The organism is Curtobacterium sp. Leaf154, from assembly GCF_001424595.1.
GTDB lineage: Bacteria > Actinomycetota > Actinomycetes > Actinomycetales > Microbacteriaceae > Curtobacterium > Curtobacterium poinsettiae.
Genome location: NZ_LMOS01000007.1, coordinates 150,586 through 171,867, shown reverse-complemented (window position 1 = coordinate 171,867; position 21,282 = coordinate 150,586). Strand labels below are relative to the sequence as shown.

General features: G+C 68.7%; 18 protein-coding genes. 10 read left to right on the top strand and 8 right to left on the bottom strand.

Annotated elements, in window-relative coordinates:
• Positions 1 to 68: 68 nt before the first annotated feature.
• From ASF75_RS14885 to ASF75_RS14870, 4 genes are all read left to right on the top strand, one after another.
• A complete protein-coding gene (locus ASF75_RS14885) occupies positions 69 to 2,654 on the top strand; it encodes a carboxylate--amine ligase/circularly permuted type 2 ATP-grasp protein (protein ID WP_056072679.1) in 2,586 nt (861 codons plus the stop codon).
• Positions 2,654 to 4,459, top strand: a complete 1,806-nt coding sequence (locus tag ASF75_RS14880; RefSeq protein ID WP_056072677.1) for an N-acetylglutaminylglutamine amidotransferase — start codon at positions 2,654 to 2,656, stop codon at positions 4,457 to 4,459. The genes ASF75_RS14885 and ASF75_RS14880 overlap by 1 nt, the downstream gene beginning before the upstream one ends.
• Entirely contained in the window at positions 4,432 to 6,405 is a 1,974-nt protein-coding gene (locus ASF75_RS14875) for a S9 family peptidase (RefSeq protein WP_235517700.1), read from the top strand. Before ASF75_RS14880 ends, ASF75_RS14875 begins: the two co-directional genes overlap by 28 nt.
• A gap of 177 nt (positions 6,406 to 6,582) precedes the next feature.
• Positions 6,583 to 7,485 (top strand): GNAT family N-acetyltransferase, encoded by a 903-nt coding sequence (locus tag ASF75_RS14870; RefSeq protein ID WP_071249947.1) that lies wholly within the window; start codon positions 6,583 to 6,585, stop codon positions 7,483 to 7,485.
• A 21-nt stretch (positions 7,486 to 7,506) separates the two neighbouring features.
• Here ASF75_RS14870 and ASF75_RS14865 read toward each other — a convergent pair whose 3' ends face one another.
• On the bottom strand, positions 7,507 to 8,361 hold the full coding sequence (locus ASF75_RS14865) for an aminoglycoside phosphotransferase family protein (protein ID WP_056072670.1): 855 nt from the start codon (positions 8,359 to 8,361) through the stop codon (positions 7,507 to 7,509).
• 499 nt (positions 8,362 to 8,860) lie between these two features.
• Between ASF75_RS14865 and ASF75_RS14860 the strand changes: the two genes are divergently transcribed.
• Positions 8,861 to 13,090 carry an RHS repeat-associated core domain-containing protein gene (locus ASF75_RS14860; protein ID WP_162243028.1) on the top strand — a complete coding sequence of 1,410 codons (4,230 nt, stop codon included), beginning with the start codon at positions 8,861 to 8,863 and terminating at the stop codon, positions 13,088 to 13,090.
• Positions 13,091 to 13,751: 661 nt separating this feature from the next.
• Here the strand turns inward: ASF75_RS14860 and ASF75_RS14855 are convergent.
• The 3 genes from ASF75_RS14855 to ASF75_RS17780 form a co-directional block, all read right to left on the bottom strand.
• On the bottom strand, positions 13,752 to 13,979 hold the full coding sequence (locus tag ASF75_RS14855) for a hypothetical protein (protein WP_200942699.1): 228 nt from the start codon (positions 13,977 to 13,979) through the stop codon (positions 13,752 to 13,754).
• 25 nt (positions 13,980 to 14,004) lie between these two features.
• Positions 14,005 to 14,418, bottom strand: a complete 414-nt coding sequence (locus ASF75_RS14850; protein WP_056072661.1) for a hypothetical protein — start codon at positions 14,416 to 14,418, stop codon at positions 14,005 to 14,007.
• Positions 14,419 to 14,516: 98 nt separating this feature from the next.
• Positions 14,517 to 14,678, bottom strand: coding sequence for a hypothetical protein (locus ASF75_RS17780; RefSeq protein WP_156463912.1), 162 nt, complete (start codon positions 14,676 to 14,678; stop codon positions 14,517 to 14,519).
• A 218-nt stretch (positions 14,679 to 14,896) separates the two neighbouring features.
• Between ASF75_RS17780 and ASF75_RS14845 the strand changes: the two genes are divergently transcribed.
• From ASF75_RS14845 to ASF75_RS17775, 3 genes are all read left to right on the top strand, one after another.
• Positions 14,897 to 15,115, top strand: coding sequence for a hypothetical protein (locus ASF75_RS14845; RefSeq protein WP_056072658.1), 219 nt, complete (start codon positions 14,897 to 14,899; stop codon positions 15,113 to 15,115).
• Between the two features lie 140 nt (positions 15,116 to 15,255).
• Positions 15,256 to 15,573, top strand: coding sequence for a hypothetical protein (locus ASF75_RS14840; RefSeq protein WP_056072655.1), 318 nt, complete (start codon positions 15,256 to 15,258; stop codon positions 15,571 to 15,573).
• Positions 15,574 to 15,640: 67 nt separating this feature from the next.
• The gene (locus tag ASF75_RS17775) at positions 15,641 to 15,856 is read left to right on the top strand and encodes a hypothetical protein (RefSeq protein ID WP_140448619.1); all 216 of its coding nucleotides are present in this window, start codon (positions 15,641 to 15,643) and stop codon (positions 15,854 to 15,856) included.
• 285 nt (positions 15,857 to 16,141) lie between these two features.
• On the opposite strand, the gene ASF75_RS14835 is transcribed toward ASF75_RS17775, so the two are convergent.
• From ASF75_RS14835 to ASF75_RS14820, 4 genes are all read right to left on the bottom strand, one after another.
• Positions 16,142 to 17,044: a hypothetical protein gene (locus ASF75_RS14835; RefSeq protein ID WP_156463911.1), complete on the bottom strand. Its 903-nt coding sequence runs from the start codon at positions 17,042 to 17,044 to the stop codon at positions 16,142 to 16,144.
• Between the two features lie 455 nt (positions 17,045 to 17,499).
• Positions 17,500 to 17,724 (bottom strand): hypothetical protein, encoded by a 225-nt coding sequence (locus tag ASF75_RS14830; RefSeq protein ID WP_156463910.1) that lies wholly within the window; start codon positions 17,722 to 17,724, stop codon positions 17,500 to 17,502.
• A 580-nt stretch (positions 17,725 to 18,304) separates the two neighbouring features.
• The gene (locus tag ASF75_RS14825; RefSeq protein ID WP_056072646.1) at positions 18,305 to 18,535 is read right to left on the bottom strand and encodes a DUF2188 domain-containing protein; all 231 of its coding nucleotides are present in this window, start codon (positions 18,533 to 18,535) and stop codon (positions 18,305 to 18,307) included.
• A gap of 82 nt (positions 18,536 to 18,617) precedes the next feature.
• Entirely contained in the window at positions 18,618 to 18,872 is a 255-nt protein-coding gene (locus tag ASF75_RS14820) for a hypothetical protein (protein ID WP_056072643.1), read from the bottom strand.
• A 519-nt stretch (positions 18,873 to 19,391) separates the two neighbouring features.
• Between ASF75_RS14820 and ASF75_RS14815 the strand changes: the two genes are divergently transcribed.
• Both ASF75_RS14815 and ASF75_RS14810 read left to right on the top strand, forming a co-directional pair.
• Entirely contained in the window at positions 19,392 to 20,015 is a 624-nt protein-coding gene (locus tag ASF75_RS14815; RefSeq protein ID WP_056072639.1) for a hypothetical protein, read from the top strand.
• A gap of 205 nt (positions 20,016 to 20,220) precedes the next feature.
• Complete coding sequence (locus ASF75_RS14810; protein ID WP_156463908.1) at positions 20,221 to 21,093, top strand: hypothetical protein; 873 nt, start codon at positions 20,221 to 20,223, stop codon at positions 21,091 to 21,093.
• Positions 21,094 to 21,282: the final 189 nt, after the last annotated feature.

Genomic DNA, 21,282 nt, shown 5'->3' with positions numbered 1-21,282 from the left:
TGTTACGAGTGTGAGTCGGGGGAGTGCCGCGGCAGACACGGCACGGGCGTCTCGCGTAGGTTCCAGCCATGAGTGCAGAGCTGACGCTCGGCGCCGAGGAAGAGCTGCACCTCATCGACCTCGAGTCCGGCCGACTTTCCGCGAAGGCCCCCCGCCTTCTGCCCAAGCTGCCCACCGACCGTTTCGGCGCGGAGCTGCAGCGCACGACGATCGAGACGAACACCCCGGTGGTGCGGACCCTCGACGACCTGCGGCGGGTGATCGTCGACCTGCGCAGCGAGCTCAGTGCCGCGATCGCCCCGGCCGGGGTCACGATCGCCGCCGTCGGCACCGCGCCGAGGTCGGAGTACGCCGACTTCGAGCTGAGCGCCGGCGGGCGGTACGGCCGGATGCAGGAGCAGTACCGGATGCTCGTCGACGAGCAGCTCATCTGCGGCCTGCAGGTGCACGTCGGGGTGAGCGACCGCGACCTGGCGGTGCTGATCGCCCAGCGGGTGGCACCGGTGCTCCCGGTGCTGCTGGCCCTGAGTGCGTCGAGTCCGTTCTGGAACGGGCAGGACACCGGGTACGCCTCGTTCCGGAGCATCATCTGGCAGCGGTGGCCGTCGGCCGGCAGCTTCGGCCCGGTGGAGGACGCCGCCGAGTACGACCGGGTGCTCGACGACCTGATCGCCTCGGGCGTGATCGCCGACAAGAAGATGGCCTACTTCGACGTCCGGCCGTCGTCACACGCGCCGACGCTCGAGCTGCGGGTCTGCGACGCGACCCCGGTGGTGGACGACGCCGTGCTCATCGCCGGACTCTTCCGCGCCGCCGTGCGCAAGGCCGAGAAGTCGGTCGTGTCCGGCGCCGAGTGGCACCCGCGCAGCGAACCGCTGCACCGTGCGGCGATGTGGCAGGCCGCCCGCTCCGGGCTGAGCGGCGAGCTGGTCGGCCTCGGGCAGCACCCCGAACGCCTGCCCGCCGAGGTCGCGGTGCGCCAGCTCGTGTCCCGCCTGCGCCCGGAGCTCGAGGAGCTCGGCGACTGGGGCACGGTGACGGAGCTGCTCGACGCCACCCTGGCCCGCGGCAACTCCACCGATCGGCAGCGCACCGCGTACGCCGAGCGCGGGGAGATCGACGACGTCGTCGCCCTGGTGGTGGAGGACACCGCGGGGCTGCCGTCCGGACGCGACGAGGACCCGGTGGTCCCGCTCCCCGGGTACCGCGTCCGTGCCGGCGACGAGGCGGTCGGCCCCGGGGCGCGACCCCGACCGGCGTTCCGAGACCTGGCTGCCTTCTTCGACGGCTGGGACGCCGAGACCGCGATCGACCGTTGCACCGCCCGCGACGCCTGGACCCGCGAGCACCAGGTCGGCTTCGTGGTCGACGGCGGGGCGCAGGCGTTCGGCTGTGACCTGGTGCCCCGGACGATCAGCGCCTACGAGTGGTCGCAGCTCGAGCGTGGCCTGGGGCAGCGGTCCCGCGCGATCGAACTGTTCCTGCGCGACGCGTACGGCGATCGGCGGATCGTGGCCGACGGCGTGCTGGACGCGGACCACTTCGTCGGTGCGAAGGGCTGGGACCCGGACGCCACGCGGCTGCCGGCGACCGCGGTCCGTGCGCCGGTGCTCGGGTTCGACCTGGTGCGCAACGAGTTCGGCGGCTGGCGGGTGCTCGAGGACAACGTCCGCTCGCCCTCGGGCGTCGCGTACGGCATCGCCCTGCGCGAGCTGATGGACGACGTCGTGCCGGACGCCCCGCGGCCGGCGAACCTGCGCGATCCGCACGGCGTGACCGACCGGTTGCGCCGGACCCTCTGCGCGAACACCACCGCGGTGACGGGCGCGACCGACCCGGTGATCGCGCTGGTCAGTGACGGCCCCGCCGCCGGCGCGTGGTTCGAGCACCGCAGGCTGGCCGACGGGGCCGGGCTGCGCCTGGTGTCCGGGTCGGACCTGGACGTCCGTGACGGACGCGTGGTCGACGCGACGACGGGTGACGTGCTCGACGGGCTGTACCTGCGGATCGACCGCGACGTCAGCGCGCTGACGGCAGAGCACGCTCCCGACCTCGGTGCGCGGATCCTCGACGCGGCGGAGGCAGGACGCGTCTACCTGGCGAACGCGCCGGGCAACGCGCTGGTCGACGACAAGGCGATGTACGTCACCGTGCCGGACCTGATCTGGTACTACCTGGACGAGAAACCCCTGCTGGCGTCCGTGCCGACGTACCGCACGAGCATCGAGGTCGAACGGCTGTCGGTCCTGGACCGCGTCGGCGAACTCGTCACGAAGCCGGTCGACGGCGAGGGTGGCCGCGGGGTCCTGATCGGACCGAGCGCGAGCGCCCCCGAGGTCGCCGAACGACGGCGCGAGATCGCCGCGGACCCCGCCGGGTGGGTGGGGCAGGAGGTGGTGCAGCTTTCCTCGCACCCGACGATCGGACCGGCCGGGCTCGACCCGCGGCACGTGGACCTGCGGGCCTTCGTGTACGCGACGGGGACCGGACCGGACGACGTGCACCTGGCCGACGTGGCCCTGACCCGCGTCGCACCCGAGGGCAGCATGGTCGTCAACTCGTCGCAGGGCGGCGGCGCGAAGGACACGTGGATCGTCGGGAACGCCCCGGCGGACACGGACTCCGCTGTGGCGGACACCGAGGGAGAGCGCTGATGTGTGGACTCGCGGGTGAGATCCGGTTCGACGGCCGAGCGCCGGACGTCGGCGCGGTCGCCCGGATGACCGGCTGCATGACGCACCGCGGCCCGGACGGTGACGGCCTGTGGGCTCGCGGCCCGGTCGCGCTCGGGCACCGACGGCTGTCCATCGTCGACCTGTCCACCGCGGGCGCGCAGCCGATGGTGCTGGTCGAGGCGGGGCTGACGATCGCCTACAACGGGATGGTCTACAACTACCGGCAGCTCCGCGACGAGCTGCACGGCAAGGGGCACCGGTTCGCGTCGACGTCGGACACCGAGGTCATCGCCCTGGCGTACGCCGAGTGGGGCACCGCGTTCGTCGACCACCTGATCGGGATGTTCGCCATCGCCATCTGGGAGCACGCCAGCGGCCGGCTGGTGCTGGCGCGGGACCGGCTCGGGATCAAGCCGCTCTACGTCGCGCCCGTCCCGGGCGGGCTCCGGTTCGCGAGCTCCCTGCCCGCGATCCTGGCTGGAGACGGCGGAACGGACGGCGGGTCGGACGTCGACACGTCCATCGACCCCGTCGCCTTCGCCTCGTACATGAGCTTCCACTCCATCGTCCCTGCGCCCCGCACGATCCTGTCCGGCGTCGGCAAGCTCCCGCCCGCGACCGTCCGGGTGATCGAGCCCGACGGCACCGCGCACGACACCGTCTACTGGGAGCCCCGCTTCGAGCGCGACCCCGCCAGGGCCGACTGGTCCGAGCGCGACTGGGAGCAGGCGTTCATCGGCTCGCTCCGCACCGCCGTGGAGCGCCGGATGGTGGCTGATGTCCCCGTCGGGGTGCTGCTCTCCGGCGGGATCGACTCCTCGCTCGTCGTGGGGCTGCTCGCCGAGGCCGGGCAGCAGGACCTCGCCACGTTCAGCATCGGGTTCGAGGCGGCCGGTGGTGAATCCGGCGACGAGTTCGAGTACTCCGACCAGGTCGCCCGGCACTTCGGCACCGACCACCACCGCATCCACATCCCCTCGTCGCGGCTGCTCGACGGCATCGACGGTGCGGTCGCCGCCATGAGCGAGCCCATGGTCAGCCACGACTGCGTCGCCTTCTACCTGCTGTCGCAGGAGGTCTCGCAGCACGTCAAGGTGGTGCAGTCCGGCCAGGGCGCCGACGAGGTGCTCGCCGGCTACGACTGGTACCCGCCGCTCGCCGACGTGCCGCGCGACCACGCCGCCGAGGCCTACCGCTCCGTGTTCATGGACCGCCGGTGGCCGGCGCTGCAGGGCCTGCTCGGGGAGCGGTGGAAGAGCGACGACGACACCCCGTCGGCGTTCGTGGACCGCCAGTTCGCACGGCCGGGCGCGGAGACGAGCGTGGATGCCGCGCTCCGCAGCGACACGACGATCATGCTCGTCGACGACCCGGTGAAGCGGGTCGACAACATGACGATGGCGTGGGGGCTCGAGGCCCGCGTGCCGTTCCTGGACCACGAGTTCGTCGAGCTCGCCGCCGTGATCCCGCCGTCGATGAAGCTCACCGACGGCGGCAAGGGCGTGATGAAGCGCGCCTCGCGCGGGATCGTGCCCGACGCCGTCATCGACCGCAGCAAGGGCTCGTTCCCGGTCCCCGCCATCCGGCAGCTCGAGGGCCCGTACCTGGAGCGCGTCCGCGACGCGCTGCACGCACCCGAGGCGCGGGAGCGCGGGCTCTTCGACCCCGCCACCGTCGAGCGGATGCTGCAGGACCCGAACAGCACCAGGACCGCGATCGGCGCGAACGCGCTCTGGCAGCTCGGCCTGATCGAGATGTGGCTGCAGCAGCAGGGGGTGCGGTGACCGTGGGTGCCGTCCGGACTGGAGGCGCGCAGGGCGTCGCGTCGTCGGCCACCGTCGAGCCGTCGGTCACCACCACGGCCGCGGCCGACCTGGGTGCACAGCTCACCGCCGCCTGGGGGTCGTGGGGACCGACCATGACCCGGAACGCCCGGCGGGTGGCGTTCGTGAGCGACCGGCACGGCACCCCCGAGGTCTTCGTGCAGGACGTCGTCGTCGACCGCGAGCTGCCGGAACCGGTGCGGATCGCGCTCTCGGACGACCCGGTGATCCGGGTGTCCTGGTCGTCCGACGGGGAGTGGCTCGCCGTCGCCATCGCGACCGACGGCGGCGTGAAGCAGCAGGTCTGGGTGGTGCGGCCGGACGGCACCGACGCCGCGCAGATCGCCGGCTCGCGGTACCAGCACGCCGAACTCGGGCCGTGGAGCCGCAGCGGGCACCGGGTCGTCATCACGCTGCCCTCGACCGAGCCCGAGCAGCCGGCCCGTGCGTACCTGGTCGACCCGGTCACCGGGGACCGCGACGACCTGGCCGTGGGGGAGCTCATCCACATCCTCGACCTGTCAGTGGAGGAACGGCTCGTCGTGCTGAGCGACGGGCAGCGCGGCCAGGAGTTCGTGGTCGTCGTCGACCGGCTGACCGACGAGAGCCACGCCCTGTTCGCCGACGACCCCGACGGGTCCGCCGAGATCGCGTTCCTGCGGCCCTCGCCCGCGAGCGAGACGAGCCCGCTCGTCGCCTACGTCGCCACCGAGGCCGGACTGCCCCGCCGCGGACTCGTCGCGCAGCCGGTCGGGCCGCACGGCTGGCGCGGCACACCCCGGCGGATCGTCGAGCGCGACGACGCCGAGCTCGAGTACCTGGACGCCGACGACGCCGGCCGCACCCTGCTGCTCGTCTGGAACGTCGACGGTCGCAGTGAACTCGACCTCATCAACACGCACGACGCCTCGCGCACCCCCGTGCCGGACCTGCCCGGGTACGTCGTCACCGACCCGGTGCTCAGCCGCGACGGCCGGAGCGTGCTGCTCGCGATCGAGGGGCCGACCCGACCGCGCGAACTCTGGCGGCTCGACACGAACGCGCTGACCTGGAGCCGGGTCACCGACGTCCCCGCGCTGCCGGACGTGCAGCTGGTCGAGCCGACGCTCGAGCGGTTCGCCGCCCGTGACGGACTGGACCTGACCGGCTGGCTGTACCGGGCCGTGGAGCCGGCCACGTCGTCGGCCGTCGGCGCTCGTGCTGCTGCTGCCGTGCCTCCCGGCCCGCGCGCAGCGCTCGTCCACCTGCACGGCGGACCGGAGTCGCAGGAACGCCCCACGTTCTCGCCGCAGCACCAGGCGCTCGCCGCCGCCGGGGTGACCGTGTTCGCGCCGAACATCCGCGGGTCCTCCGGGTACGGTCACGAGTTCGTGCACGCCGACGACCTGGCGCTGCGGTGGAACGCGCTCGCCGACGTCGTCGACTGCGCGCGGTTCCTGGTGACCAACGGGTACGCCGATCGCTCCCGGGTCGCCGTCGAGGGGCGCTCGTACGGCGGGTACGCGACCTTGGCGTCCCTGGCGTTCACGCCCGACGTGTTCGCGGCCGGGGTCGCGGTGTGCGGGATGAGCGACTTCGCGACCTTCTACCGGGACACCGAACCGTGGATCGCGGCCGCTGCCGCCACGAAGTACGGCCACCCCGTCGAGGACGAAGCCCTGCTCGCGGCCCTGTCGCCGATGCGGGCGATCGACGACGTCACGGCGCCGTTGCTCGTCGTGCACGGGGAGCTCGACACGAACGTGCCGATCGGTGAGGCGCACCAGGTGGTCGCGGCGCTGCGGGAGCGGGCGCACGACGTGGAGTACCTGGAGCTCGAGGGTGAGGGGCACGAGTACCGGCGGGCGGCGTCGCAGGCGCTGCTCGTGAGGCGGATGGTGGAGTTCGTGGCGGCGCGGCTGGGGTGAGGCCTGGCGGGGCGGGGTGCTCGGTGCTGGTCTGGTGCGCGCGCGGGTTCTTCGTGGTGCGAGGTTGCACGCTCGGTGCGAGCTTGTTTCCTCGCACCGGGTGGTCAACTTCGCACCGTGCCGTCACCGGGTGCAACGATGCGCCGGCGGCGCTCGCCGCGGGCGGACAATGGTGGGATGACGACCACTGACCTGACGCGACCCGGAGAGGTCCTCGTGGCCTCGGCAGCGGACGTCGAGCAGGTCGTCCACCGTGCCACGAACCAGTACGCCTCGGGCGTGGTCGCGGACACCGCCGGGTGGGCGGACGGCGATCGTCGGCGGATCGAGGACCTCGGGTTCCGCGGCGGAGACTCCCGGGGCGAGGCGCTCCGGACCCTCGACCTGACGATCGCCGACGACGGCACCCCGACGCGGGTGCTCGACGCGCCCGCCATGGCCGCGCTGAACAGCCACCACGCGCGGTTCGCCGAGCGGCGCGGCGACGTCGTCCGCTACCAGACCGATGTGTCGGTGTGGACGGGGATCCCCGCACAGCCGACCGCGCAGGACTGGGAGGACGTCCGGGCGCTGCTCGGGTCGGGCGGGATGCTCGGCGTCGGTGCGGCTGCCGTCCTGCCCGAGGGGTGGGAGCTCGTCGAGGGTGCCGGCGGCGTGCAGCTGACCGGTGAGGCGATCGAGGGTGCACCGGACCTCGAGGCCGTCGTGCTGACGCCCGACGACGTGCCGGAGATGACCGCCCTGGTCGAGCGGACGAAGCCCGGGCCGTTCCTGCCGCGGACGATCGAGCTCGGCACCTACCTGGGCATCCGGCGGGACGGACGGCTCGTCGCGATGGCGGGGGAGCGCCTGCACCCGCCGGGGTGGACCGAGATCAGCGCGGTGTGCACGGACGAGGCGTACCGGGGGCAGGGGTTCGGGCGGCGGCTCGTGCTCGCCGTCGCGCACGGGATCCGCGAGCGGGGCGAGACCCCGCTGATGCACGCGGCCGCCGGGAACACCGGTGCGATCGGGCTCTACCAGCACCTCGGCTTCCGACTGCGGGACCGTGGGGCGCCGCGGTTCGTGCGGGTGCCGTGAGCTGCGTTCCGGTCTGACGGGTCAGAACGCGGCGAGGGCGCCCTGGAGCATGTCGTGGCCCTGGGCTTCGAAGCCCTCGTCGCCGACCGCGTAGGCCCAGGTCGCCGTCCCCACTGCTTCGCGGAGTTGGAGCCAGCGCCACGCGTCCGGAGTGCGCGGATCGTCGCCGTACCCGTCGAAGAACGCCGCTTCGAGCCTGGGATCGTGCTGCCAGTGCAGCACCGCGAGGCGGGTGAGGTCGAAGGACGCGGGGCGCCAGCCGAACCGGCCGAAGTCGATGACGCGCAGTCGGCCGCCGTCGACGATCCAGTTGCGCGGGTGGAAGTCGCCGTGGGTCGGGACGAGGGACTGCGTCGAGGTGTCGTTCGGGAGCGCGCGCAGTGCCGCTCGTGCGCGGGCGACCACGTCGTCGGGGATCCGGTGCGGTGCGTCGAGGGCGGCCAGTGCCTTCGCCTGCTCATGCTGCAGGAACGTCGGGTCCTGGCGGGTGTCCTGGTCGTGCAGTCGTCGGAGCAGTGATCCGGCCTGACGGTGGACGTCTGGATCGTGCTCGTCCGGGGTCCCGAGGGCGAGGTGCCCGGGGACGCGTTCGAGCACGAGGACGCGGTGCTCCTCGTTCGCCGCGACGAGGGCACCGGTGTCCCCGCTCGCTCGGAGCGCGGCGGTGGCGGTGCGGTGCGCTTCGAGCTCGCGGGGGAAGTGCGTGTTGGTCGGGCCGGAGGCCTTCACGGTGAAGCCGTCGTCGCCAGCGCGGATGTGCAGGACCCTGGTGTCGAGGAGCCCCCACGAGTCATCGGCCACGACGACGGCATCGTGGAGCGTCTCCTGCACGAACGCGATCTGGTCGTCATCGAGTCCGGTGTCCCCCCAGTGCATGGCGGCACGTTACCGTCCTGCTCCGACAGCTCGGGAGGCTGCAGCCCGCGTCCGGTGTCCGGATCGCGCGGATCGTTGCAGTACCCGTGAAGATCACCGTTCCGAGTCCGGCGCCGTGGGGGCGCGGAACCCCGGTGTTTCTGGGCCGGTCTTATCGGTTCCATCATGCAACTATCGACCCCCCGATGTGGGGGAGCATGCGTGAGCGAAGCTCCGTAACGTGCTGTGTGGCTGCACAGCACCGTCGCAGGGACTGGTGAGCTGCAGCAGCCGCAAGAGGGGTTTCTTGAGCGTGTTCGCTGCGTCGTGGTCCGGTCGTGTTCGTGGAGTGATGCTGGCGGTGGTGGCGTTGGTCGCCCTGCTGGGTTCGTTGTTGGTGGTGGTGTCGCAGCCGACATCGGCACAGGCTGTGGTGACCGGGACGGGCGGGCAGTACGTGCCGATGCCTTCGAACGCCCGCGTGCTGGAAGGTGCGACGTCGGCAGGGACGTTCCGCACGGTGAAGATCGCCGGAGCCGCCGGGCTCCCGTCGTCGGGGATCGGCGCCGTGACGATGATGGTCACGGTCGCTGACCCGAAGGGGTCGGGGCAGCTGCAGATGCGTGCCGACGATGCCGACACGACGACGCTGCTGATGATCTACAACTCCGGTGTCGGTGGGAACCGGTCGAACACCGGGCTGCTCGCGGTCGCGGACGACGGCACGATCCAGGTGCGGACCGAGACGGCGCAGTCGAAGGTCATCATCGACATCACCGGCTACTACACGTCGACGAAGAACGGTGTCTCGGCCGGTGGGTTCGTGGCGATGTCCCCGTCGCGCGTGCTCGACTCTCGTGGCGGGATCGGTGGCGCGCAGGGGCAGATCCCCGCGGGTTCGCAGCGCACGATCCAGGCGACGGGCTCGAACGGCATCCCCGAGGGTGCCGCGGCGGTCGCGGTGAACATCATCGTCATCAACCGATCGGGCAAGGCCGGCTACGTCCGTCCGACGCCCACCGGTGAGACCCGGAGCACCGGCGTCCTCAACTACAACTCGAATGAGGACCTCGAGACGGCGATGAACGCGCAGGTCGCGTTGAACGCCGACGGGAAGTTCAGCATCGACACCGCCGCGGAGGGCGGGAAGATCGACCTCGTCGTCGACATCCAGGGCTACTTCCTCAAGTCGAACCCGGGCGGTGGTTTCACCCCGTTGAACGGTCGCCTCATCGACACCCGCAAGACCGCGAGCATCGCTTCGGGTGCCTCGTTCACGGTGCAGGTCGGTGGCGTCCAGGGCGCCCCGACCGTTGAGGGCGGCTTGTCGGCTGCCGCGGTGACGTTCACTGCGGTCAACGACAGCGGTGCGGACTCGTACGCGAAGATGTGGGCCGATGGTGCGGCTGAGCCGACCTCGTCGGCGATCAGCAGTGACAAGACCTCGAAGGTGTCGAACACCGTGGTCGCTCCGGTGGGGGCGAACGGGAAGATCCGCATCAAGAACATGGGCAAGGGGGCGATGGACTACCTCGTGGACCTGCAGGGTGCGTACAACTCGCTGCCCGGCGGCCCGGGTGAGACGAACCGGACCGGCAAACGAACCTCGGCGACGACACTCCCGTTCCCGATCACGGACCAGACCAACGCGTCCGTCGACGTCGGCACCGGCAACCTTCTGGTCAGCACGACTGCGATGAGCCTGCCGGGAGTGACCGAGAACACCACGATCGGCGCCGCGTACAACTCGCGCAGCACCACCGTCGGTGACACCAACACGATGGACGCGAACCGGTGGCAGTACGCCCTCGCCGGCGCTGGGGACCTCACCGCGAACGCCGACGGTGTCATCTACACGGACGCCGTCGGGACGACGTGGCAGTTCCGTCCGTCCGGGGCGCAGGGCGCTTTCACCAGCCCGGCTGGTCTGCAGCAGACCCTGACCCGCGTCGACAACAGCACGACGCACGAGTACACGTTGAAGGGGTGGACGTCGAACTCGACGACGCACTTCAACCTCGCGGGTCAGCCCACCTCGATCGTGGACCGGAACAAGAACCAGATCAGCTTCAACTCCGACGAGCCGGGCTTCACCCTGAAGTCCCTCGTCTCGACCGCGGGTGTCACCGGGGCCCGGACGGCGAACTCGTCGTACGCCAACGGTGTGCAGACGTTCTCGCAGACCAGTGGCTCGAGCTCGCGGAGCGTGTCGTGGACGAAGAACAGCACCGGCGACATCACCACGTACACGGACGCGCTCGGCAAGAAGACCACGTTCGCGTACACCAGCGGAAACCTGACCTCGATCACGGCGCCCGAGGGTGGCGTGACGGCGTTCACGTACGACTCGTCCGACCGGGTCACGAAGGTCGAACAGCGCAACACCACTGCCGGCTCGCCGGGGACCGCTGTGACGCGATTCTCGTTCAAGGACGACACCACCACGCTGGTTGCTGACCCGCGGTCCGATCAGTCGGTCGCTGTGGCGGACACGAAGTACACCAACTACACCCTCGACGGGAACGATCTCGTCACGAACGTCGTCGACGCCGCGAAGCGGGAACAGTCCCGCTCCTACAAGTCCACGAACAACGGCGTCGAGAACTCGAGTGTCGGCGCGGGCGCAAGCGCATCGACGTCGAAGAACACCTACGGGGCGAACAACGAGCAGTCGCTGACGCAGTCGGAGTCCGGCGCGGGCACGAAGAACTCGGCGACGTACGGTTCCGGATCGGCTGCCTACCTGCCGTCAAAGGTCACCGACAGCTCGGGTAATGAGACCAACTACGGCTACGACGGCCCCGGCAACCGAACGTCGACCGCCACGGGCGGCTCCGGTCCGGAGGCGGCGAAGGCAGAGCTCGAGTACAACAAGAAGGGCACCGACCCGTATGCGTGGGGTGCGGTGAAGTCCGCGACGGCTCCCGGCGACGGTGATCGGAAGACGACGTATTCGTACGACACCCACGACCAGCTGCTCGCCATCACGGCGCCGGCCAACACGGTCGGGGAACAGAAGTACTCCTACGACGACTTCGGCCGTGTGAAGAACCACACCGACGGTGACGGCGGCGTCACGACGTACTCGTACGACAACGACGACCGGCTGCTGACGACTTCGTTCGATGACGGCACCGCAACGGTGACGAACACCTACGACGGGAACGGCAATCAGCTCACCGAGCAATCCGCGACCGGCACCATCACCAACACCTACGACCAGCGGAACCGGCTCACCTCGACCGTGAACACCGCCGGCGGTGGCACCGTGTCCTACGGCTACGACCTCGCCGGCAACACGGCCAAGGTCACCGACGCCCACGGCACCGTCACGCACGACTACGACGTCGCCAATGTCCTGACCCGCACCACCTACCCGACCGCGAACGGCGGTACGGCGAAGCAGGTCTACAAGAACGACGACCACGGCCGCCGCACCGACGCCTGGCTCGGCGCTGTCGAGAACACGGATCCGACCAAGGACCCGACGTCGTGGCAGGCGCACCAGACGATCACCTACGGCGTGTCCGACCACGTCACCGGTGTTCGCGCCGTGAACGCCGACGACCCGTCCAAGCCCGTCGTGAGCCTGACGTACTGCTACATCACCGGGATCGACGCCGGGGGCGACTGCTCGGCGACGAACAGTGCGAACGCCACGGACAAGATCCAGTGGGTCAAGGACAACATCACCCAGCAGACCACCACGTACACGTACGACTCGAACAGTCGCCTCACCAAGGCCGCGCAGGCCGGCGGTGCGACGAACATCACGTGGGCGTACACCTACGACGCGGCCGGGAACCGGCTCACCGCCAAGCGCGGCGGCGACGTCACCAGCTCGCAGACGCTGACCTACAACACCGTCGGGCAGATCACCTCTGACGGCTACGCGTACGACGGTGTCGGCAACTTGGTGAAGGCGCCCGGGCAGACGTTCACCTACAACGGGGCGCAGCAGATGACGTCCTCCACGAAGGACGGCGTCACCACCCGTTACGAGTACGCCGGCGGCAACATGAACAAGCTGCTCTCGCAGGCCACCGACGGGGGAACCGAGTACGACTACACGTATGGCACGTCCGACTCCAACGGTGTCCCCGTGATCACCAGCCGCACCATCGCGGGCACCGGGACTGCGTCGGTCATCAGCGACCCGGGGAACGGGCAGCCGCTGGACCTGCAGACCACCGACGGCACCACGAGCATGTGGGTCATCGACGGCAGCGGCAGCCCGGCCGCCGCGATCGCCGACACCGGGAAGACCGCGTACACCGTCTCCTACGACCCCTACGGCGTTGAAACCGTGACCGTTGGCGGCGACAGTGCGCAGTGGCAGCAGAACCCCTACGGGTTCAAGGTCGGGCTCCGCTCGAGCAACACCGACACCGGGCTCACCAAGTTCGGCTACCGTTGGCAGTCCAGCATCACTGGGGCATGGATCGAACGCGACACCCTCGATGCACCCCTCAGCTCAACGAACGCCAACCGCTACGCCTTTGCGGGTGCCGATCCGATCAACGGCAGTGATCCGACTGGCCTCTATAATTGGAGGCTGGCGGGAGCGGACTTCCTTCTTGCAACAGGCGTCGGAACGGGGATCGGGGCTGCGGTCGGTTGCATCGCCACCATCGCAATTGGGTGTGGGCCAGGTGCAGGACCGGGGGCTGCAATCGGCACTGCGTTGGGTGCAATATTCGGTGCCGGTTTCGTGCTCGGCGCGTCCCTTGCTGGAGGTTATAGTGAGTAAAAAACAATCCAACCCGAAACGCGATCGCATTGTCGCGATTTCGCCTGCTCTTGTGGGTGTCCTCGTTATTGGACTAATTGTCGGACTGCAACAGGTTGACATAGTGTTTGCGCTGATCATTCTTGGCGCTTTCGTAGTAGCCGTTTTGCCGCCCATCTTGGTTGTGCTCAAATTAACACCGGACGATTCGCAGTAGTTGGTGCGAGCGACCGCTCCATCGGTTGAGACCTCCACTACTGGTCCAGCGGTCGCCGGGTGAGGACGGTGCGACCATCGCCGAAGCGATCAAGGCTTGGGCTGTCCGGTAGCCGGTCGTTCACCGCACGGTCTGCGCGACCCCACTGGGGTGTGGAACGGACCGGAGGAGCTTCGTCTCGACTCCGGTCCGCACAGGAGCTGGTGCGACCCCTGCGCGCGACCGTAGCCCTAGGAACACGATGGCGCCGGCAACAGTCCGCGATCCGACGCGCCCGTGCCGAGCGCCACGGTCAGATCTACGCGAGGGCGCCAGCCGTCGCGGCTGCTCCCCCGATCGAACGGTGCAGTCGCGCGCGGAGCGTTTCACCCGTGTAGCGATCCTCCTCGATTCCTCCGACAACCGATCACTCGGCCGCGGTTGAACCCGCGATCCGGGGGACGATCGTTCAACAGCGGCTGCGAGTCAGTCGTCGTTCGGCAGGTACCAGCCGTGCTCGCGGTGTCGCGTCGTCGGCGGGTCGGGGTGCTCTCGGTCGTACGCCTCGTTCGACGGTCGCGTCATCTCTGCGTCGTAACGCCGCAGCTCGTCGTATCGGTCATTGCCTGCGATATTGCGCAGCCGTATCGCCTCGCGCCTCTGTTCCAGTTCGTCGTCGCTGTAGGGGCGGAGACTGCCGAGCGCCTTGGCCACGGAGTCCAAGATTCCCATGCCGTCCCTACCCTTGCTCGGGTACGTCGCCCAAGGAGGTGACTCGAATCGGCACGTCGACGATGCTGCGATGCCGAATCCGGAGGTCCAGCCAGTGAGTCATCGCTTGCAGGACCGCATACGGGTCTGCGTCGTGAATCTCGAAGTCGGTCACCGGTACTTCACCCCCGTGAGCTGCCGCCAGTCGCTGAAGTACGGGAGCCTCGGCAGGAGGCGGCAAGATCTCCTTGTCGACCGCGAGGACGTGCAGCTTCGGCTTCCGTTCCCCGCCGGTGACATGCAGTCCGACGATGAGCCAGCGATCGAAGTCGAGCCCGATCAGATCGTTCAGCAGCGGCCCGGTCTTGCGCTGATCGAGCTGCAGTTTGCCCTGCCAGTCGGGAAACTCGATCGAGGGTTCGTTCCAGATGTAATCGGTCATGCCCTGAGGGTCGCACGCTGCCACATGGTGTGCACTCGGCTGTGCGGCCTGCGGAGAGCACGCCTCTCCACAGGCCGCACAGCCGAGTGCGCCGCGGGTCAGTGCATGAACAGCGGCACGGCCGCGGTGACGGCGATACCAGCCAGCGTCGTCACGATGCCGGCGACCGCGACGAGCTGGCTCGATGCTGCCGGCCAGCGCGGCGGGCGCGGCGTCCCCGTCGTCTCCACGCTGAACATGTAGACCTTCTTCTTCTCCATGGGTTGCTGCCTCTCTGCGAGGTAGGCACTGTGCCCACCTCTCTGTTGTACGGGGCTCGCGAACCGAACCACAGACTGATACGCCGGTCGCGCTCCCACAGGCCATCGGGGGACCCGCGCACCCTCTATCCGCGGAGGGGCGGCAGAGCCGTGCGTCCGATAGACGATCGGTCACCGGTCACAACGCGGAGCGGTCACGAGTGGGGCATGCTCGACTCATGACGTTCTCCTGGTGGATCTGGTCTGCCTTTGTGCTCGTCGGACTCATCGGAGCGGGACTGCTCTTCCGTTCGGTTGTGGTGACGGTCCGCGAGTACGGGTTCGGACGAGGTCAAATGACCAGGCGACCGGGGGCGCCCTGGTTCTGGACGGGACTCGCGACTCTGATCATCGCGGGGTTCCTCGTTATCGGCTGGGCGTTCATGCTCGACGGGTGACTCCGCCGGATGGCGAGTCTCGGTCGCGTCTCGACGACCGCCTTGCGTTCGGAGCTCCGGCGGAGCGCGCAGCAGTTCACCCGCGCCCGCTGACCGATCGTTGACCGGGCGCGCATGGGGATTGGTGGGATCCTTCCGGTATGCAGGCGAACATCCGGCTGGTGACCGTCCATGGCGAGCAGCAGGGCCGCGATGCGGACCTGGACCATGTGCAACAGTTCGAGGTTGAGACGGACGCTGGCCACAGGTACCTCGTCGTGTGTCAGGGCCCTCCTGTTGGCTCACCGTCGGACTGGGATGTGTCCAGCGCAGAGGATGGCCGCCTGGTGGGTCATGTGCGTCTACTCGGGGCGGGCATGTCGGGCGCTACGACCTACCGATTCAAGAAGGCTGGAGCGCTCTTCTCCAGCGGGAAGCAGATGGACCTCTGGAACGCGGTGCAATCGCTCCTGGAGTGACTCACGACCGGTAGCCGATCGCCCATCGGGACGTCGGTCGAGTTGTGCCACGGGTAGCTTCACCATCATGACGAATCGCGAGTGGCTGGGCCGACGTCTACCGCTTTGGACGCTCGTGCTCGTCGGGGTCGTTCTTCTCGGCGTCGCCGCGCTGCTGTTGTTCCTCGTCGACTCGATGTTGGTCTTCCTGGCTATCTCGCCCCTCACCATCGTCGGGCTGTACACGCTCGCCTACGCCGGCGGGGAGTGGCGACGACGAAGCGACAAGCAGCGCGACCGGTAGCCGATCGGCTATCGAGACACCCAGGAGCGGACGCTACTGCGCCCACCCCATGCCGTTGGCACGCTCATCAGCGTGCTCGCAATGCGGGTTGGATCACGCGTAGGCAAGACGCTCAATAGAGCCGTGGTCACCGTATGTCGCCACTCGGACGGTCCGGTCCAGCGGGACCGAACCGCAACGCGTGCAGTGCTCTGTGGGGGTAGACATGCGGCGACCGTAGGCCGGCGCAGAAGGGCGCGAACGAAACGGCGCGCCATGGTCGCGCTCGGAATTTGGCCCGAGGGCCTAGACCGTGGCGTCCGTGGCCGCGGCTGACGCCTTCTGTGCTTCGTTGAGCTTCGTAATGATGTCGAAAGCATCGGGCTTGCGTGGGCGCGAGTCTGGTTGGGAGATGAACAGTCGCTTTGCCTTTTCCTCTGGTCGCTCGCTAAGCCGCGCGAGGTCGATCGAGTAGGTGTTACGTCGACGGATTTCTGACAGCGTTCCACGGCCAACCGCAACACGGTCGACGGCGATGATGCCGAACCTGTTCAGCTCGTCGATGCCCTTGCGGCGGGTGGCCTCGCTCAGGCCGTACCGCTTGGCGGCGACGGATGGGGAGAACCACAGGCCGTCGTAGTTCTTACCTCGAGTCTGTTCGAGCAAGACAAGCAGCATCGCGATCGCCGGTGCGTCGAGCGTCGCGATCCACCCCTCCGTCCAGACCCCAGTTGGGAGCTGCGTGTATCGAGGGGCGTTTTTCGGCAGCGGCATACCCTCGTGCTTCTCCCAGTGGCTCCCAGGATGCGTGTACGGCGCGCCACGGCCGGTCTCCTCCCGAAGGATCAAGCGCGAGGACTGCCCCGGCCGCTTCTCGACCTCCAGAAAGTCACCTTCGACAAGACGTCGCACCGCGGCGTTAACGCGCGCTGCGCCCCGCGTCTCGGGCTCGTCAAGCCCAATGAGTTCGGCCCACACCCGAGCCGACTGCGTGACGTCGTACGGCTCCTTGACTGCGATCCACAGCATCGAGAGCATCAGCTTCAACTTCACTTCACCGCCCCGACCGCCACGCATCATCAGCGTCATCGGTGGCGGCGTCTCCGGGTCCATCGACACGATGAAGGACGACCGAACAGCCACGCTCTTGCGTCCCACACGACCAGCGAGCTGGGCCGCGCGGTCCCGAGAGACGTCGACTGATTCCACGAAGGGGCACCTTTCAGGAGATTACGATGGAGTGATCCCATACTACACCACGCGAGCGACCACCGAGGCATCACGCAAACCATGGGTATGGCGGTACACAAGCAATTATTTCTGGTGATTTTCGGCCGACCCTGCTATGCTAGCGAGGGGTAGTGTTGCGCAAGCCGACGGCTTCTGCTAGGCTCGTACCACGGCAGCCGGAACGCGTAGGGAAACAGGACCCAAAGCGACCGAGAAGCAGCCGGGACCGACGTCGTGTCCCCTGGCTCTGTCGTACAGGACTAGCCCCTGACTGAAGTTGCCGCGGCAACGAGGTCAGGGGCTACTTCTGTTGGGCGAACAGCACGCACCTCGACGCCAGATGCCCCTGGGTGTCCGGTAATTGGTACCCCATACGAGACGACAGAAGGCAGAGCTCTCCTTACCGAATGAGGGGCGGCGCTTTAAACCGGCGTCTACTTCTTCCCGAGGCGGGCGCGGCGCAGCTTCGCTACGCGCCGTGCTCGCTCGGGGTTCCTGGCCAGCAGGTGCTCGTCGATGACGTCGACGACGTGTCCCAGGAAGCCCCAGAAGGGCTTGCTGGCGACGAGGCCGAGGATGACGGCAGCGGCGAAGCTGACGAGGGGGGAGACGCCGGAGGCCGTCAGCATGTCCACCTGAGTTGCTGAGGTGATGGGCATGATGCCTCCTTCGGTGTTGGCCTTGCGGCCAGCCCGCCCAGTGGTGGACGGGGGTCTAGAGCGCCGGAAGCCGGCGCGGACGCCCGGCGGGCGTGCGATACCCCTATGTGCGGAGCAGGAGCGCTGCTGTGTGATCCGGCGTCAGGGCATGAAAAAGGCCGGTCCTGGTGGGGGACCGGCCTGGTTGAGCTGCGATGAGGGCAGAGTCATCGCGAGCAGGTCCAGCCTACGGCCAGACATGAAGAAAGCCAGTCCGATGGACTGGCTTTTTGCGCGCACTAATGACGTGTGAGTCAGCATACCGTGCCGCTGAACACTCTGCGAGCACACGGACCGGGTGAAGTTAGCGTTTGATCCGCGGTCTCGCGACGGTGGGGACGCCCGCGTCAGAACGCGACTCGAGGTTGGGCTAGATGTGCGACGCCAGCGACACGTCTGCCCCGCTGATGCGATCAGCGTACCGCCCAACTGTTTCAACTTTTGCACGTATGTGACAGTGAGCACTGGAAGCAAACGGCACGGCATGGGTGAGGCCCGGCCACCAACGATGACCGGGCCCCTACGCGAAAGGATGCTCGGGTCAGCCCTTCACGTTCTCCGGGTCGTTGCCCGGCGCGATCGTGTCCTTCGCGCGCACCTGGCCCTCCCGGTTGTGGATGGAGAGTTCACCACCACCCTGGTTGCTGATGATCGTCCGCGCGCGGTCGATCGCCTCAGCCTGGGTGTCGGTGTGTGCGGAGGCTCGGCTTCCGCCGCCTCGCACGTCCCAACCGCCGTTCGCGTTGGGCACCACGTTCCTGTTGCTACTCATGTCACCTCCCTCGTCACGGACAAGGTAACCCCGCACTCCGACACCCACATATGACACAGGGCGTGTCGGGGTTACAGATCGGTCAGGCCGGGACTAGTCGTCGGGCCGGCTGGTAGCTCTGGATCCCAGAGAAGGAGCGAGGCGGCTCAACGCCCGCTGCGCGCCGCGCCTCCGAGCGTGCGCGGCCACGGGTGCCGTCAGGCCCGTACACGGTGCCGCACTCCGAACACGATGTGCCGCCGGCGGGATCATCGTCGATCGGTTCGAACCAGATCACGGATTGATCGAAGCCGCAGCCCTCGCACGCAAGCCCGAACACCATGTCGCTGTCGGTCATGTCGCCCCTCTCGTTGCGGGGACGGCACCGATGGGCGCCGACAACCAGGTACCTGCTCGAGCATCCGGTGAGAACCCGCGGTGAGTGGCCACCTCCAGGCGCGACCGACAAACCGAGCCGTGCGCTCAACTGGATTGGCGATGAGGCTGTCACAAACGACCGTTTCTGAGACGTCGCTCGTCCGACGTCCCCGTGACGGGCGAGGGCTCGCTGTTTGTGTTGCAGATGGCAGTGCCGCAATCAGCGTCGCGTGCCGGGCGGGGGAGGCGAGTTTCGCTACATGCGCTCGAGCGGAACGGGATGCAGCCCGGCACCGGAGGGATCTCGGGCGAGCGTGGTCTTCCGTACGCGTGATGCCTCTGGGGCGTCCTTCCCGACGGGGCCCAGCGGTACGCACCCGGCACGATCAGTCGTTACGTCGCCGCGATCGACTGGGAACACGCCCGCCGCGGCCACACACCACCCGGCACCACCCCGATCGTCCGCGACGTCCTCAAGGGCATCCGACGCACCCGGTCCGTGCCGGTGCGGCGGGCGAAGCCGATGACGTTGAAGGCGCTGCAGACGACTCTGCTGCAGATCGATATCGCCGACCTCCAGAGCGGCGCACTCGGCACACGCGATCAGGCGCTGCTGCTGTTCGGGTTCGTCGGCGCGTTCCGCGAGTCCGAACTCACCGCCCTGACGGTCGGAGATCTCCGCCTCGTTGACGGGGAGGGTGTCTACGCGCGAGTGCGGCGGTCGAAGACGGACCAGGACGGTGTCGGCCGCATCAAGGTGCTGCAGCAGGGCGCGAACCCGGTCACCTGCGCCCCGTGCTCGTTCGTGCGGCTCTCACGGCTCATGGCCGCGCAGGACGCACGAGGCGAAGCCGGCCTGTTCGCGGCGCTCACCGGCGCCACCCTTGCCGTGCACGTCTGCGCGGACGGTTTCGGCCCGGATCGGCTGCCGCCGGCGATGCCGTTCTTCCGCGCCGTGTCGAAGTGGGGCCTGTTCCGGAACACCGGCATCAGCCCCACCACCGTTGGGAAGCCGTCGCTCGCCGCGCGCACGCGGCCGGGCTCGGGGAGGAGGGCTGGTCTGGGCACTCCCTTCGTGCCGGGTTCGTCACCGAGGCCCGCAACGCCGGTGCGACGGATGTAGAGATCGTGAACCAGACCCACCACACCAACGCCGCCACGCTGCAGATCTACGACCGCGAATACGCGCCCCTGGTCCGCAACGCCGTCACCCGGATGCGGCTATGACCCCGCAAACCTCACCCAAACCTCAGCCCGACACAGAGATCCTGCTCGACGCGCATTGGGGCAGGTTCATAGCGTGGTGCAGCGCCACCGGGCACGAGCCGTTGCCCGCGGCGCCGTCCACGGTCGAGCAGTTCCTGACCCGGTTCCCTGGAGCTGCGTCGACGCAGCGGCTCCGCCGCCGTGCGATCCGCGCACACCACCTCGCCGCAGGCCTGGCAGATCCGATGCCCACGGTGCCGGCGCGGGTGTGGCCGCGACCAGAAGCTCCCGACCGTGCCGCGGTCGGAGAGGTGCTGGCGGCGATCCCGAAGTACCGGTACCCGGTTGGACTCCGCGGCCGGCGCGACGCGTTCCTCATCGTCCTCCTCGGCGTGCTGCGCCTGACCCGCCAGCAGGCGCAAGCTGTCACGGCGGACGATGTCGCAGTGACGAGCATCGTGCGGATCCGCGACACGGTCATCCCCTCCACCGACGACCCGGCAGCGTGTGCGGCCTGCGCGGTGCCCCGGTGGCTGCGGATCGTGGGCCCGGCCTGGACCGGATTCAGAGGCGACGTCATCGGCATGCTCGACCCCACCAAGGGCAACATCGACCAGCATGACTGCGAACAGTCACTCCCCGGGCAGTGGCGCAGGGCAGAGCAACTGCTGTTGCCGTTAGACGTCCACGGCTGGGCCCGTACCGGGGTCACCTTGTCCGGAAGGTCGATGACGAGCATCATCCCCACGAGACGAGCAGCAGCCGTGGCCGGTCCGATCGCAGAGGTGCTCGGTGCGAGCGCGAGGCAGCCGTCACGGTTCGACGCACTGTCGTTGCAGGAGACGTACTCCGAGTTCGGCGCGACGGATGCGGCGGTCGACGCAGCCCTAGCTCGACTCGCAGCAGTCTGGGACGACGCCCGAGCGCTCGACACCGACCTCGAGCAAGCAGCTAACGAGCCGAAGCAGGAGAGAGCACCCGATATCGACAGCTAGCTCCTCGAAGTCGGATCCCCGTGCACCCGACTGTGAACAGTGATCTCCGCATCTGGCGCACCAGGTCTAGACCCTCGCGCGTATCTGTCGCAGAGGACCGATTCGGCACTCCAGAGCCACGAGACTCTGCTTCCCACGAGGTGTGGCGATGGGGCATAGCCCAGAGCAGCAGCCCAGACGTAGTGATGG

Bases quoted from the DNA above. Each gene is read 5' to 3' on its own strand.
- ASF75_RS17780 (WP_156463912.1), bottom strand. From the start codon at position 14,678: ATGGAGAAGAAGAAGGTCTACATGTTCAGCGTGGAGACGACGGGGACG.
- ASF75_RS14845 (WP_056072658.1), top strand. From the start codon at position 14,897: ATGACGTTCTCCTGGTGGATCTGGTCTGCCTTTGTGCTCGTCGGACTC.
- ASF75_RS14830 (WP_156463910.1), bottom strand. From the start codon at position 17,724: ATGCCCATCACCTCAGCAACTCAGGTGGACATGCTGACGGCCTCCGGC.
- ASF75_RS17775 (WP_140448619.1), top strand. From the start codon at position 15,641: ATGACGAATCGCGAGTGGCTGGGCCGACGTCTACCGCTTTGGACGCTC.
- ASF75_RS14850 (WP_056072661.1), bottom strand. From the start codon at position 14,418: ATGACCGATTACATCTGGAACGAACCCTCGATCGAGTTTCCCGACTGG.
- ASF75_RS14880 (WP_056072677.1), top strand. From the start codon at position 2,654: ATGTGTGGACTCGCGGGTGAGATCCGGTTCGACGGCCGAGCGCCGGAC.
- ASF75_RS14840 (WP_056072655.1), top strand. From the start codon at position 15,256: ATGCAGGCGAACATCCGGCTGGTGACCGTCCATGGCGAGCAGCAGGGC.
- ASF75_RS14865 (WP_056072670.1), bottom strand. From the start codon at position 8,361: ATGCACTGGGGGGACACCGGACTCGATGACGACCAGATCGCGTTCGTG.
- ASF75_RS14820 (WP_056072643.1), bottom strand. From the start codon at position 18,872: ATGACCGACAGCGACATGGTGTTCGGGCTTGCGTGCGAGGGCTGCGGC.
- ASF75_RS14870 (WP_071249947.1), top strand. From the start codon at position 6,583: ATGACGACCACTGACCTGACGCGACCCGGAGAGGTCCTCGTGGCCTCG.
- ASF75_RS14885 (WP_056072679.1), top strand. From the start codon at position 69: ATGAGTGCAGAGCTGACGCTCGGCGCCGAGGAAGAGCTGCACCTCATC.
- ASF75_RS14825 (WP_056072646.1), bottom strand. From the start codon at position 18,535: ATGAGTAGCAACAGGAACGTGGTGCCCAACGCGAACGGCGGTTGGGAC.